This is a genomic window from Arthrobacter sp. CJL-S3 (assembly GCF_056711635.1).
In genome coordinates this window covers 827,873-841,344 of the sequence record NZ_CM160046.1, presented here as the reverse complement: position 1 = coordinate 841,344, position 13,472 = coordinate 827,873, and the positions used below count along the sequence as shown (strand labels likewise).

The 13,472-nt window shown below is 68.1% G+C and carries 11 protein-coding genes and 1 pseudogene; 4 read left to right on the top strand and 8 right to left on the bottom strand.

Going from position 1 to position 13,472, the window contains the following annotated elements:
- Nucleotides 1-10: 10 nt before the first annotated feature.
- The 3 genes from AC06G6_RS03900 to speB form a co-directional block, all read right to left on the bottom strand.
- Nucleotides 11-490: a MarR family winged helix-turn-helix transcriptional regulator gene (locus AC06G6_RS03900; protein WP_479826532.1), complete on the bottom strand. Its 480-nt coding sequence runs from the start codon at nucleotides 488-490 to the stop codon at nucleotides 11-13.
- A 200-nt stretch (nucleotides 491-690) separates the two neighbouring features.
- Nucleotides 691-2,391 (bottom strand): thiamine pyrophosphate-binding protein, encoded by a 1,701-nt coding sequence (locus AC06G6_RS03895; protein WP_479826528.1) that lies wholly within the window; start codon nucleotides 2,389-2,391, stop codon nucleotides 691-693.
- Complete coding sequence (gene speB / locus AC06G6_RS03890) at nucleotides 2,388-3,473, bottom strand: agmatinase (protein ID WP_479826526.1); 1,086 nt, start codon at nucleotides 3,471-3,473, stop codon at nucleotides 2,388-2,390. The genes AC06G6_RS03895 and speB overlap by 4 nt, the downstream gene beginning before the upstream one ends.
- Before the next feature lie 313 nt (nucleotides 3,474-3,786).
- Here speB and AC06G6_RS03885 point away from each other — a divergent pair, with 313 nt between their 5' ends.
- Nucleotides 3,787-4,611: a DUF559 domain-containing protein gene (locus tag AC06G6_RS03885; RefSeq protein WP_479826524.1), complete on the top strand. Its 825-nt coding sequence runs from the start codon at nucleotides 3,787-3,789 to the stop codon at nucleotides 4,609-4,611.
- 166 nt (nucleotides 4,612-4,777) lie between these two features.
- Here AC06G6_RS03885 and AC06G6_RS03880 read toward each other — a convergent pair whose 3' ends face one another.
- Complete coding sequence (locus tag AC06G6_RS03880; protein ID WP_160667531.1) at nucleotides 4,778-5,353, bottom strand: helix-turn-helix domain-containing protein; 576 nt, start codon at nucleotides 5,351-5,353, stop codon at nucleotides 4,778-4,780.
- A gap of 308 nt (nucleotides 5,354-5,661) precedes the next feature.
- On the opposite strand from AC06G6_RS03880, the gene AC06G6_RS03875 reads away from it, so the two are divergent.
- A complete protein-coding gene (locus AC06G6_RS03875) occupies nucleotides 5,662-7,185 on the top strand; it encodes a sodium:solute symporter family protein (RefSeq protein WP_332691341.1) in 1,524 nt (507 codons plus the stop codon).
- Nucleotides 7,186-7,323: 138 nt separating this feature from the next.
- Here AC06G6_RS03875 and AC06G6_RS03870 read toward each other — a convergent pair whose 3' ends face one another.
- Nucleotides 7,324-7,560 (bottom strand): hypothetical protein, encoded by a 237-nt coding sequence (locus tag AC06G6_RS03870; protein WP_479826521.1) that lies wholly within the window; start codon nucleotides 7,558-7,560, stop codon nucleotides 7,324-7,326.
- A gap of 263 nt (nucleotides 7,561-7,823) precedes the next feature.
- Between AC06G6_RS03870 and AC06G6_RS03865 the strand changes: the two are divergent.
- Together AC06G6_RS03865 and AC06G6_RS03860 are read left to right on the top strand one after the other, a co-directional pair.
- A pseudogene (locus AC06G6_RS03865) lies at nucleotides 7,824-8,977 on the top strand (VIT1/CCC1 transporter family protein).
- Entirely contained in the window at nucleotides 8,977-9,885 is a 909-nt protein-coding gene (locus AC06G6_RS03860) for a matrixin family metalloprotease (protein ID WP_479826519.1), read from the top strand. The pseudogene AC06G6_RS03865 and the gene AC06G6_RS03860 overlap by 1 nt, the downstream one beginning before the upstream one ends.
- Nucleotides 9,886-9,889: 4 nt before the next feature.
- Here the strand turns inward: AC06G6_RS03860 and AC06G6_RS03855 are convergent, their stop codons facing one another.
- From AC06G6_RS03855 to AC06G6_RS03845, 3 genes are all read right to left on the bottom strand, one after another.
- Nucleotides 9,890-11,023 carry an LOG family protein gene (locus tag AC06G6_RS03855; RefSeq protein WP_479826517.1) on the bottom strand — a complete coding sequence of 378 codons (1,134 nt, stop codon included), beginning with the start codon at nucleotides 11,021-11,023 and terminating at the stop codon, nucleotides 9,890-9,892.
- 112 nt (nucleotides 11,024-11,135) lie between these two features.
- A complete protein-coding gene (locus AC06G6_RS03850; RefSeq protein ID WP_307463672.1) occupies nucleotides 11,136-11,909 on the bottom strand; it encodes an SDR family NAD(P)-dependent oxidoreductase in 774 nt (257 codons plus the stop codon).
- A 29-nt stretch (nucleotides 11,910-11,938) separates the two neighbouring features.
- A complete protein-coding gene (locus AC06G6_RS03845; RefSeq protein ID WP_479826515.1) occupies nucleotides 11,939-13,321 on the bottom strand; it encodes an MFS transporter in 1,383 nt (460 codons plus the stop codon).
- Nucleotides 13,322-13,472: the final 151 nt, after the last annotated feature.

Sequence of the window (13,472 nt, the reverse complement as noted above, 5' to 3'; positions counted from 1 at the left end):
GGGACGCTCCTTAAACAATGTCGGTCGTATTGGTGGATCCGGCCGTCGTTGCCCGGGCTGACGTCCTGAGGGACTCAGCAAGTTTCTGCAAGGTTTTCGTTGTCTCTTCGACGTCCTGCTCGCTCCAGTCCTGCAGGAAGCCAAGGAGTGCGGCGGCGCGCTGGTCCTCGATGGAGCGGAGCTTTGCGACGCCCGACGCGGAGAGGGCGATCAGCTGGGCCCTCCCGTCCAGCGGGTCGGGCCGGCGGACCACGTAGCCCTGGTCCTCCAGTTCCGCGATATGCCGGCTGAGGACGGGGGCGCTGACGCCGAGCCGTTCCGCGAGTGCGGTGGCGCGGGATTCCCCCTCCCCCACGAAGCGCAGTACGCCCTGGAGCGCCACGCCGGTGTCCTCCCCGCGGAGCTTGACGGCGGCCACGCACCGCACGGCGCGCTGCAGATCGAAGATTTGGTGGACGAGTTTGGCTGCGGTGTCCGGCGCAACTGCCATAGCGGCTCCTCTTTGCTTGCCTAAGGCAACAATATAGCAGGAATTTAGTTACTTTGGGAAACTAACCCTTTCCGGCCGGGCTTCCGGTTAAATGCGAAAGCGCGGACCGGCAGCTGTGCTGCCGGTCCGCGCTTGCTTGTCCTCGCGGTTGCGTGGAGTGGTACTGAGGCCTCCATGTGGGTGGAAGCGGAGTGCGGCGCTTAGGCCTCCATGTGGGTGGGGGCGAACATCCTCAGCAGGGTTTCGACGACGACGACGTTCGGCCCGTCGGCGGCGAACCCGGCCTTGAGCGCGTCCCCGACGCCCTCGGGGGCCACCCGGACAGCGGGCACCCCGAAGGCTTCGGCCAGCTTGACGAAATCAGGACGGGCGAGTTCCGTGGCGGTGGCCTTGCCGAAGGCACCGACCATGTATTCGCGCAGGATGCCGTAACCGCCGTCGTCGACAATCAGCCAGGTGACGGGAACGTTGTGCTGCTTGGCCGTGGCCAGTTCGGAGATGGAATACATCGCCGAGCCGTCACCGGAGACGGCGAGCACTCTGGCGTGTCCGGCTGATGCGCCGCCGGGCGTGCCGGTGGTTTCGAGGCCCACGGCGCCGCCGATCGCCGCGGGGAAGCCGAAGCCGAGCCCGCCGGCGCCCTGGGCGGAGTGGAATTGGCCCTCGCGGGCGTCCCAGCAGCTCCAGGCCCAGTACGCGGAGATGGTCATGTCCCAGAACGTCTGCATGGTGGCGGGAACGGCCTCCCGGATGTCCGCCATGAACTTCAGTTCCTTGCCGAGGTCCTGGGATTCCAGCCGGGCCTTGACCTTGGCCAGCGTTTCCTTGACCAGAGTCTCCGGCGGGGTGCCGTGCCAGTTCGCGCGCTCTCCGTGCGGTTCCGTCGGGGCGGCGTCGAGGGCCGTGTCTAGCGCGGCGTCCAGGGCGGCGAGCGCCTGGCCGGCGTCGGCCCGGATGCCCAGGCCGGGGCGGTTGGATTCGAGGACGCGCGGTTCGGCGTCGATCTGGATGATCCTGCCGCGCGGCTCGAAGGTGAAGTAGTTGGACGTGACCTCGCCCAGCGAGGAGCCGATCACGATCAGCACGTCGGCGTCCTCGAGCAGCTCCGTCATGTACTGGTCCTCGATCCAGGCCTGCAGCGAGAGCTCGTGGTTCCACGGGAACGCGCCGTTGCCGCCGGGGGTGCAGATAACGGGAGCCCGCAGCTTCTCCGCGATGGAGAGCAGCGACTTCTCGGCCCGGCCGCGGCGCGTTCCGCCGCCCGCGATGATGGCGGGACGTTCCGCCGTCGCGAGCCATTTCACGGCCTCGCGGACCAGCTCGACGCGCGGCGGATTGTCGGCCGCTTCGGCGAGGGCGTCCTCGACCGGCGGCACCATGATGGGATCCAGCAGCACGTTCTGCGGGATTTCCAGCCACACAGGACCCTGCGGCGAGGAGATCGCCTCGGTCCACGCGTCCTGGATGGCGGAGGGAATGCCGGACGCATGCTGGATCAGCCTCTGGCTCTTGGTGACGTTCGCGGCCGAGGCCTTCTGGTCATCGAGCTGGTGCAGCATTCCCTTCCGGCGCGCGCCGAGTCCCTCGAGCGGGATCTGGCTCGCGATGACCACCATCGGGACGCCGGTGGCGTACGCCTCCTGCAGGCCGGCCAGGGACGTCAGAGCGCCCGGCCCGGTGGAGAGGAAGAGGACACCGACCTCGCCGGTGGCCCGGGAGTAGCCGTCCGCGGCGAAGGCCGAGTTGTTCTCCACCCGGGAGGAGACGAAGTGCAGGTTTCCGCGGCCCATCGCGTCGAAGAGACCCAGCGCATGCTGGCCCGGGATGCCGAAGACGGTTTTCGCCCCGAGCGCTTCGAGGGTTTCAACGACGAGGTCGCCGCCGTTGCGCACGCCGGTCACTGGGAAACCCCGCTCCCGGCGCGCTCGGCCGCCGGAGTCGCGAAGCCAGGCCGGCGGGATTCCTGACCGAGGGCCTGGGCGGCGTAGCCGGTGGCATTGCCGAAGCGGTCGCCTTCCACCGCGCGGTCCGCCATCAGGGTGACGAGTTCGTAGGCCACGTGGCTGGCGGCGACACCGGTGATGTCGGCGTGGTCGTAGGCGGGGGCGACCTCGACGACGTCGGCGCCGACCAGGTTCATCCCGCGGAAGCCGCGGATGATTTCCAGCAGCTCACGGCTGGTGATGCCGCCGGCTTCCGGGGTTCCGGTGCCGGGGGCGTGGGCGGGATCCAGCACGTCGATGTCCACGGAGATGTAGAGCGGACGGTTGCCGATCCGGTCGCGGACCTTGGCGACGGTTTCCAGGACACCCTGGTAGTAAACGTCGGCGGAGGTGACGATGCCGAAGCCGAAGCGGTGGTCGTCGTCGAGGTCCTTCTTGCCGTAGAGCGGACCGCGGGTGCCGATGTGGCTGATCGCCTCGGTATCGAGGATCCCTTCCTCGACGGCGCGGCGGAACGGGGTGCCGTGGGTGTATTCGGCGCCGAAGTAGGTGTCCCAGGTGTCCAGGTGCGCATCGAAGTGCAGCATGGCGATGGGCTGGCCGGCGCGTTCGGCGGCGGCGCGGAGCAGCGGCAGCGCGATGGTGTGGTCCCCGCCGAGGGTCACCAGCTTGCTGCCGGAGGCGGTCAGGTCCAGCGCGTTCTGCTGGATGGTCTCGATCGCTTCATGGATGTTGAAGGGGTTGACGGCCATGTCGCCGGCGTCGGCCACCTGGATGTTCTCGAAGGGGCTGACATCCCAGGCGGGGTTGTACGGGCGCAGCAGCCGGCTGGCCTCGCGGATGTGGTTGGATCCGAAGCGGGCGCCGGGGCGGTACGAGACGCCCGAGTCAAAGGGCACACCCACAACGGTGACGTCCGCCTTGGCGACCTGGTCCAGCCGCGGCAGGCGCGCATAGGTGGCGGCTCCTGCGTAGCGCGGAATGCGGGATGAATCGATGGGGCCAAGGTTGCCATTGGCCTCGATGCGCAGCTCTTCCAAAAGAAAGCCTCTCCTTCGAGGATTGACCGACGGGTGTGACAGCCATCATACACTCGAAGTTGCCCCTTGTGCATCAAATGTTTACCTGATTCCCCCCGTGGGCGCTGGCGGGTCCCGGCGTTCCAGCCCGGTTACTGTCCACTGCAGCCGGCCGGCGCCCCGCGAATCCGCGGAAATCCGGGGTTCCTGGGCCGGCCGGGTCCGGTGCCGCGGCGAGTAACTGGGCGGGAGCGCAGGCCGGCCTCAATCCCCGTTGTCCAGATAGCCCGGTTTCAGGGTTTCGCGGGTATCCGCCACCGCCTGTACTGGCTTGATGGACCCCTTGGACTACCTGACCCGGCTCGGCGGCGTCGCCCGGACCGGGCAACTGCTGGCGGCCGGCTTTTCGCGGACGGATATTGCCCGGCTGGCCGCGGTGGTCCGCCGACCGCGGCGCGGCGTGCTGGCCCTCCCCGACTGCCGGCCGGAATTCGAGGCAGCGCTTCGGCACAACGCCCGCGTCACGTGCGCCAGCGCGGCCGGTGACTACGGACTCTGGCTCAGGGAACCGCCGGCGCAGCACCACCTGGCCTGCAACCACGGCCATGGCGCGGGCTTCGTGCGGCACCGCACGGTACGGTTCTCCGGGCATCCGACGCTTCCGCTGGCCGCGGTCGAGGATGTGGTGCTGCATGCCATGTCATGCCTCGCACCCCCGGCGTCAACGGCCATCGCGACATCGGCGATGCGCCTGCATGGCGTCCCGCTGGCATTGTTGCAGGCCCAGCACACGGCCGACCGGTCCGGCCAGGTCCGCAAGGCGCTGCGCCAGCTGGACCTGCGGGCCGAGTCCATCGTGGAGGTCGATGCCCAGCATTTGTTCCGTGCCCACGGAATTGGCTACGACGCCCAGGTCTACCTGCCCGGCATCGGCCGGGTGGACTTCCTGATCGAGGGGATCCTGATCGTGGAAGTGGACGGCTTCGCGTTCCACTCCAGCCGCGAGGCCATGCGCCGGGACCTGGGCCGGAACAACGCCTCGACCCTGAGCGGTTTTGCGGTGCTCCGGTACATGCCCGAGCACATCTGGTTCGAACCCCAGCGCGTCCTGGCCGAGATCCGGACGGTGCTGGATCAGCGCCCGCGGCCCAAGCCCTGACGTTCCCGCCCAGTTACCGGCGCGCTCCCGGCGCAGGCCCTGACGTTCCAGCCCAGTTACCGGCGCGCTCCCGCCGGGGTGCCCGCGGATCTCCGGGGTCCGCCGCTTCCGTCGGGCGGCCATTGGGCAGGTAACTGGGCAGGAACGCAGCCAGACGCGCGGAAACCTAGCGGCTGGCGGCGGGGACCAGCACCCAGAGGACCTCGACGGCTTCATCCGTCGGGTTGACCCAGGTGTGCGGCTCGCGGCCCGGGAAGGTCACGGTGTCCCCCGTGTGGAGTTCGAATTCCTCATTCGTGAGGATCAGGCGGATGCTGCCCCGGACCACATGCAGCACGTCAACGTCGCAGTCCACGGCATACAGCTCCGATTCGCCGCGGCCGCGGGGCTCGATGACGGCCTGGATGATCTGGACCCGGCGCTCCGAGCGGGCGGTCAGCAGCCGCTCCACGATCCCTTCGCCGCCCAGCGAGATCCGGGGCCCTTCATTCTTCTTGGTGAGGTGTGTTTCCGGGGCGGCGAAGAGGTCGCCGATCGAGATGGAGAGCACCTGGCACAGCGTTACGAGGGACGCGACCGAGGGTGAGGTGAGGTCCCGCTCGACCCGGCTGAGGAAACCCTTGGTCAGCCCGGTGGCGTCGGCCACCTGCTCGATGGTGAGCCGCTGCGACTGGCGAGCGGCACGGATCCGGGAACCGATGGCAACGGGAACGTTGCTCGGTTCAACTGGTAGAGCCTTCATTTTGGAACCTTTCACGGCCGGCCGCTCGGCCCCATCGTTGGAGCAATACTAACGGGACGCCATCCTCAGGACGCCGGATCCACCCGCGCCGCGTAATGCGTCTTGACTGTTACCCGGATCACAACATACTGTGTGGCAACAAGTGTTGCCTATTGGGCAATAACCGCCATGTGGATGCGGTGGAGTCACCCGACCCGAGCGACTCCCACGGCAACCCGTCACCGTACCCGTCATGAAGCAGCTGCCCCCGGCACCCTAGCGAGTCCCGGCCGGTTCAGGCTGCTCCGAACAGCTCCGAGGAGCCCTCAATGGACGCAAGTTTCGTCAACATCGCCATCGTGGTGGTGTATTTGGTCGCCATGCTGGCGTTCGGGTGGTGGGGTAAATCCCGCACCAAGAACAACAGCGACTTCCTGGTGGCCGGCCGCCGCCTCGGCCCGTTCCTCTACACCGGAACCATGGCCGCCGTCGTGCTCGGTGGCGCCTCCACCGTAGGCGGCGTGGGCCTGGGCTACAAGTTCGGCATCTCCGGCATGTGGCTCGTGGTCGCGATCGGCGCCGGCGTGCTGCTGCTCAGCCTGCTCTTCGCCGGCACCATCCAGAAGCTCAAGATCTACACCGTGTCCCAGATGCTGAGCCTGCGGTACGGCAGCAACGCCACCCAGACCTCGGGCATCGTGATGCTCGCCTACACACTCATGCTCTGCGCCACCTCCACCGGCGCCTACGCCACCATTTTTGTGGTGCTCTTCGGCTGGGACCGCGCGCTCGCCATCGCCATCGGCGGCGCGATCGTCCTGGTCTACTCGACCATCGGCGGCATGTGGTCCATCACCCTGGCCGACCAGGTCCAGTTCGTCATCAAGACGGTCGGCATCTTCTTCCTGATGCTGCCGTTCACGCTGAACGCCGCCGGCGGTTTTGAGGGCATCCGTGCCCGCGTCGACGCCAGCTTCTTCCAGATCGACGGCATCGGGATCCAGACGATCATCACCTACTTCGTCGTCTACACCCTGGGCCTGCTGATCGGCCAGGACATCTGGCAGCGCGTCTTCACCGCCAAGACCCCCACGGTCGCCCGCTGGGGCGGCGCCACGGCCGGCATCTACTGCATCCTCTACGGCGCGGCCGGCGCCCTGATCGGCCTCGGCGCCCGTGTTGCCCTCCCGGACATCGACGTCAAGGCCCTCGGCAAGGACGTTGTCTACGCCGAGGTCGCCACCAACCTGCTGCCGATCGGCATCGGCGGCCTGGTGCTCGCCGCGGCCGTCGCCGCCATGATGTCCACCGCCTCCGGCGCCCTGATCGCCGCCGCCACCGTGGCCCGCGCGGACGTCCTGCCGTTCGTTGCCAGCTGGTTCGGCAAGGACATCAACACCGACGACACGGACAACCCGGAGCACGACGTCAGGGCCAACCGCATGTGGGTCCTGGGCCTCGGCATCGTCGCGATCGTCATCGCCATCATCACCAAGGACGTCGTCGCGGCACTCACCATCGCCTACGACATCCTCGTCGGCGGGCTCCTGGTCGCCATCCTCGGCGGGCTGGTCTGGAAGCGCGGCACCGGTGTCGCCGCGGCTGCCTCCATGGCCGTGGGCTCGGTCATCACCCTCGGCACCATGATCATCCTGGAGATCAACGCCGAGGTTCCGCTGGACGGCATTTACGCCAACGAACCGATCTACTACGGCCTGCTGGCCTCCGCGGTGGTCTACATCGCGGTGTCGCTGCTAACCAAGCCGACCGATCCCGCGGTCATGGCGAACTGGCACCGCCGGGTCGCCGGCGGCGCCGCCGAGGAAGAGCAGGTCCCCGTCCTGACCCACTAGGGTCCTGACCCCACGGTCCTGGCAACAAGTTAACAGTCGACGGCGGCGCTCCCCTGAGGGTGCGCCGCCGTCGACATTTAAGCCGTTGAGGCAACAAAGCCGTCGGGCATAAGCCGCAGAACTCTTAGGCCGGGGGCATCATTCGTTCTCCTCGGGCTCCAGGAATTCTTCTCCTTCGAGGGGCACCACGGGCGTCTCATCGCCCAGGAAGTCCTCCTCGTCCAGGGGAACTAGCCGGTCGGCCTCCTCGAAGAGCTCCTCTTCCTCGGTCTCCGCGCCATCGCTCACGGGCGCGTCGTCGGCGTAGTCGTAGGCGGGATCGGACTCGAGGGAATCCCGGGCCGGCTGGATAGGACGTGAGCCGATGTTGTCCATGATGCAACCTCCGTGTGACTGCGGTGGCGGCAAAGGCCCCGGAGAGCCCGCCCTGGCTTTCATTCGAACACCACGGACCCGGGCGGTCAAGGGCTCCCGCCGAGCGGGACTCCGGCGGCTGCGGGAGGCCCCGCGGTGTCGACGTTTTTTACGGTCCGCCTAAACCCCGCACCGAGGTTCACCAGCCGAAAATCCCCGGAAAGACGCGGTAGGCTGGATACGCAATGGGGCCGAACCATGCCCTTTCAAGCCCAGGAGCTTCCGTGTCCCAGCACGCCACATCTGACTCGTTCAACCACGAACCCGACCGGTCCGACCCCCGCCACACGGCGCCCGCCACGACACCCAGCCCCGCGGACATCAAGCGGTGGCGGCAGTACCTCGCGGACGAACGGGCCGAAGCAGCCGTCTACCGCGACCTGGCCCAGAACCGCCGCGGCGAGGAGCGCCAGATCCTGCTCGCCCTGGCCGAAGCCGAGGGACGCCACGAGGCGCACTGGCTGCAGCTGCTCGGTGACCAGGCCGGCCCCGCCCCGCCTCGCTCCGCAGCCAGTTCCTGGGCTTCCTGGCCCGCCACTTCGGCTCGGTCTTCGTCCTGGCCCTCGCCCAGCGGGCCGAAAGCCGTTCCCCGTACGCCGCCGACCCCACCGCCACCCCGGCTATGGTCGCCGACGAACAAATCCACGAGGAAGTCGTTCGCGGGCTCGCCACCCGGGGCCGCAACCGGCTCGCGGGCACCTTCCGCGCGGCCGTGTTCGGCGCCAACGACGGGCTGGTCAGCAACCTGTCCCTCGTCATGGGCATGGCGGCCTCCGGCGTGGGCAGTTCCGTGGTCCTGCTCAGCGGTGTCGCCGGGCTGCTGGCCGGGGCGCTGTCCATGGGAGCGGGCGAGTTCATCTCCGTGCGCTCCCAGCGCGAGCTCCTGGCGGCGACCCGCCCCACGCAGATCACCCTGGCCGCCGCCCCGTCGCTGGACATCGAACACAACGAACTGCTGCTGGTGTACCTGGCCCGCGGCATGTCGCGGGAGGCTGCCGAGCACCGCGTCGCGGAGCGGATGGGTTTGCTCGACTGCGATTGCGATCCCAGCCTTTCGCTGCAGCCGGAACTGCCGGAGGCCCGTGACGAGCATGAAGCCGTCGGAACCGCCTGGAGCGCCGCGGCGTCGAGCTTCTGCTTCTTCGCCTCCGGCGCCATCATTCCGATCCTGCCCTTCCTCTTCGGCATGACCGGTATCCTCGCCCTCGTGTTGTCCGCAATACTGGTCGGCGTGGCTCTCCTCTTCACCGGCGGCGTCGTCGGCCTCCTCTCCGGCACCTCCCCCGCCTCCCGAGGCCTCCGCCAGCTGGGCATTGGCATGGGCGCGGCAGGCGTGACGTATCTGCTGGGCATGGCCTTCGGCGCCGTGGTCGCCTAGTGGACGGTCCTGAATTCCGGGACCGGACCGCGCGGCACAGCAGCCCCCGCACCGCGGGGCGGATCATCCGCGGCCTCGCCGCCGCCACCGTGATTGCCGGCGCCGCGTTCCTGGCCGCCGGCGTCATCTCCGGGGATCCGCGGTTCGCCGGCCTGCTCGACGTTGGCCGCGGCACCGGGCCGGGGAAGGCGATATCCGGCCAGCCCGGGAAACCCGCAGCCGCCGAGGCCGTGCGGACGGACACTCCCCCGCCCGGGATAGAGGAGCAGGACGAACCGCTCGGACGCCCGCAGAAGCCGGCCGCTGCCAGTAGCTCCTACCGGTTCCTGGCGACGAACGACGACGGCACTCCGGTGGGCTATTCGCCGTGCCGGCCGCTGCACTATGTGGTGAACGCGGCACTCGCCCCGGAGGGCGCCGAGCGCCTGGTCGAGGACGCGATCAGGACGATCTCCCGAGCCACCGGGATCACGTTTGTCGACGACGGGTCGACCGCCGAAGCGCCGTCCCCGTCCCGCATCCCGTACCAGCAGGACGCCTACGGGGAGCGCTGGGCGCCCCTGCTGATCGCGTGGACCACCCCGGAGCAGGCGCCGCAGCTCGCGGGACCGGTGATCGGCACCGGCGGCAGCACCCACTTCAGCTTCGGCGACGGGCCCAAGAGCTTCGTTACCGGCAGCCTGGAACTCGACGCCCCGCAGATCGCCCAGGACCTCAGCCGGACGGACGGGGCCGCGTACGCCACCGCCGTGATCCTGCACGAGCTCGGCCACGTTATGGGCCTGGAGCATGTGGATGACCCCGTACAGCTGATGTACCCCGAGATCGGCGCCCCGGACGGCCTGGCCGCCGGGGACCTGAACGGCCTGTACGAGCTGGGCTCGGCGCAGTGCCGCAAGGACCTCTAAGCCCTCAGCGGTCCAGGACGGCGAGCGCTTCCTCCACGGTGTCGACCAGGAAGATCCGGCTCTCCATCTGCCGCCCCGCGGCGAGGCTCTGCAGCAGCGGCCACGCCGGGTAACGCCGCAGCCAGTGTTCCTGGCCCACCAGCACCATCGGCATGATGGTGCCCGGGGTGCCGTAGTAGTTCTCGCAGGCATCCTGGAAGATCTCCTGCACGGTGCCCCCGGACCCGGGCAGGAACACAATGCCGCCGTTGCACAGTTCCAGCAGGATGGCCTCGCGGATGGCGTTGGCGAAGTACTTGGCGATGTGGGTGGCGAAGAAGTTCGGCGGCTCGTGCCCGTAGAACCAGGTGGGGACGCCCAGGGACGGCATGCCCTCCGGATGGCGTTCGACGACGGCGGCGGCGGACCGCGCCCACGCCGACACCGAGGGCAGGAACCCGGGAACCGCGGCGAGGTCGTCCAGGGCGCGCCGGAAGTCCCGGTCCGGGGCCTCGCTCAGGTAGGCGCCGAGGTTGGCGGCCTCCATCGTCCCGGGGCCGCCGCCCGTGGCAACCACCCGGCCGTCCCTGGCCAGCAGCCGTCCCAGCAGCGCGGCCTCCTCGAAAACGGCCGACCCGCGGCGTGCGGCATGTCCGCCCATCACGCCCACCATGGTCCGGCCGGCGCAGAGATCCGAACGGGTCAGCTCATCGAGGGCATCGCCGATCGAATGGTCGTGCAGGGCCGCGGCCAGAGTCGCGTCCAGGCGGTGGCGCTGTCCGGGCCGGATGCTCCACTGGTACACCTTGGCGTCCGGCGTGTCCTCATAGCGTGACTCGGAGATCCCCTGGTAGAGCTCCTGCGGCGTGTACAGCCGGGCGCGGTACGGGTTAAACGGCACCGCCTCGAGCTTGGGGAAGATGAGGGCGCCGCGACTGCGCAGCGAATCCTCCACGCCGTCGTCGAACGTGCACCCGAGGAAGATCCCGCCCTGCGGGTTCATGGCCTCGAGCTGTGCGGTCCGTCCGCGCAGGTCCAGCGACTGGGCGTGCCAGCCCTGCATGGTCCTTGCCCCGGCCTCGACCAGCCGGTCGAAGCTGTCCAGGCTTTCGACCTCCAGCGTGCGCGGACTCGGGTGCAGGCTGCGGGCGGCGTTCATAGTGTCAGCCTAGACTGCGGCGTGAGCCCAGACCCGGCGGGCACCGGGCACCGACACGAAGGTGCCCCCGCCGAATCCGGCGGGGGCACCCTGTGCTTGGGTCGGGATCCGGTCAGGAAACCTGGAGACCGCCGTTGATGTCGTAGGTGGCGGCGGTGATGTAGCCGGAGTCCTGTCCCAGCAGGAAGGCGATCAGGGCCGCCACTTCCTCGCGGGTACCGACCCGGCCCATCATGATGCCCTCGGACATCTGCGCCTTGCGCTCATCGGTGAGGGTTCCACCCATGATGTCGGTGTCGATCGGGCCGGGGGCAATGGCATTGACCGTGATCCCGAACTCGCCGACTTCGCGGGCCAGGGCACGGGTGAATCCGAGGATTCCGGCCTTGGTCGCGCTGTAGGCAACCTTCGAGAACGTGCCGCCGCCGCGCTGGGCGGAAATCGACGAGATGCTCACGATGCGGCCGAGCTTGCGCTCGATCATGCCCTTGAGGACCCGCTGGGACACGATGAAGGTTCCGCGCATGTTGATGGCGAACACCTTGTCCCACTCCTCCACGGTGGTTTCCATGAACGTCGTCGGCGAGCTGATCCCGGCCAGGTTGGCGAGTGCAACGATCGGCGGAAGCGAGGCTTCGATCTCGGTGATCGCCCGGTCGACGGACGCTTCGTCGGACACATCGGCCCCGACGCCGATCGCCTTGACGGCGCGATTGGAGCCGATCTCGGCGGCGGCTGACTTGGCGTCTTCCGCGTTGATGTCGAGGATGGCGATGGACCATCCTTCGCTGGCCATGCGGTCAGCGGCGGCGCGGCCGATGCCGCGAACGGACGCGGCGCCGGTCAGGACAACGGTGCGTTCGGAGGGGAAAGTGGTTGCGCTCATTTTTGGTGTTTCCTTCAGGGATTTCGGTATCAGGAGATCTTGGCCGGGGCCGGGGGTTCAGTGGTCACGGCTGCGGCTGCTGCCGGTTCCAGTGCGGCATCGCCTTCAGGCCGTTTCCGGGCGTAGAGGTAGGTGGCCACCGCGGTAATACACAGGCAGAGGGACAGGAACAGCAGGCCGCTTTGGTTGTTGCCCGTGGCGTCGTTCAGGAGTCCGACGGCGTAGGGGGCAACGAAGCCGCCAAGGTTGCCCAGTGAGTTGATCATGGCCAGGCCGGCGGCAGCAGCCGCCCCGGTCAGTGCGACCGAGGGCATGGACAGGAAGGGTGCGATGGCGCCGTAGATGCCCATGGCCGAAGCGGTCAGTCCGATCAGGGCCAGAATCGGGTTCACGGGCAGCAGGTATCCTGCGGCCAGCAGGCCCATGCCGGCCAGCACCATGCTGACGGCGGTGTGCCAGGCGCGCTTGCCGGTGCGGTCCGCACGCTTGCTCCAGAAGTACACGAAGACGGCGGCGATGGTGTACGGGATGCAGACGATGAAGCCGATCTGGGTGGTGGAGAACTTGCCCAGCGCAGCGACGATGGTGGGCATCCAGAGGCCGAGTCCGTAGATGCCGCAGACCAGCCCGAAGTAGAGGGCGGAGTAGATCAGGGTGCGCTTGTCCTTGAGGCCGGCCAGGAAGTTGTGGCTGCCCGAGCTGGACTTGGCGGCCAGTTCGGCTTCCATAGTGTTGGTGAGCCATTCACGCTCGTCGTTGTTGAGCCATTTGGCATCCCGCGGACGGTCGGTCATGAGGATGGGGGTCAGCAGGCCGAGCAGGATGGCCGGGATGCCTTCGATGATGTACAGCCACTGCCAGCCGTGGAGTCCCATGATGCCGTCCATCTGCAGGAGCAGCCCGGAGACCGGGGCCCCCAGGGCGTTGGACACCGGCTGGGCCAGAATGAAGATGCCGAGGACGGTCACGCGCTGTGCGGCGGGGAACCAGAGGGTCAGGTAGAAGAGGATTGCCGGGAAGAACCCGGCCTCGGCCGCCCCGAGCAGGAAGCGGATGATGTAGTAGGTGGTTTCACCGTTCACCAGGCACATGCCCGTGGCGAAGATGCCCCAGGTGATGAGGATGCGGGCCAGCCACTTGCGTGCGCCGAACCGGTACATGCCTGCGTTGCTCGGGATCTCGAGGAGCGCATAGCCGAGGAAGAAGATTCCGGCGCCCAGCCCGTAGGCGGCGGCGGTCAGGCCGATGTCCTCGCTCATGGTGAGTTTGGCGAAGCCCACGTTATTGCGGTCGAGATAGGCAATGAAGTAGAGCAGGACGATCAGCGGCATAACTCGGCGGCGGACCTTGCGGAGCGTGCGCTCGCCAAGCTCGCCGAGTCCAGCGGACTTGAGGGAGGTTGAAGTCATCATCGACCTTCTGTGTAACGGGGGCGGCACCTGCGGTGGTGGCGGGGCTCCGTGGGGATGGTGGGGAGGTTCAGTCCGGGGAACAATTCCAGGTGGACTGGGTCAGATGTCAGACATCTGATGGAAGAGCATGAGAACGAGCATAGAAGAGTGA

Coding starts and splice junctions, on each gene's coding strand:
- AC06G6_RS03900 (WP_479826532.1), bottom strand. CDS start 490: ATGGCAGTTGCGCCGGACACCGCAGCCAAACTCGTCCACCAAATCTTC.
- AC06G6_RS03885 (WP_479826524.1), top strand. CDS start 3,787: ATGGACCCCTTGGACTACCTGACCCGGCTCGGCGGCGTCGCCCGGACC.
- AC06G6_RS03880 (WP_160667531.1), bottom strand. CDS start 5,353: ATGAAGGCTCTACCAGTTGAACCGAGCAACGTTCCCGTTGCCATCGGT.
- AC06G6_RS03875 (WP_332691341.1), top strand. CDS start 5,662: ATGGACGCAAGTTTCGTCAACATCGCCATCGTGGTGGTGTATTTGGTC.
- AC06G6_RS03870 (WP_479826521.1), bottom strand. CDS start 7,560: ATGGACAACATCGGCTCACGTCCTATCCAGCCGGCCCGGGATTCCCTC.
- AC06G6_RS03855 (WP_479826517.1), bottom strand. CDS start 11,023: ATGAACGCCGCCCGCAGCCTGCACCCGAGTCCGCGCACGCTGGAGGTC.
- AC06G6_RS03850 (WP_307463672.1), bottom strand. CDS start 11,909: ATGAGCGCAACCACTTTCCCCTCCGAACGCACCGTTGTCCTGACCGGC.
- AC06G6_RS03845 (WP_479826515.1), bottom strand. CDS start 13,321: ATGATGACTTCAACCTCCCTCAAGTCCGCTGGACTCGGCGAGCTTGGC.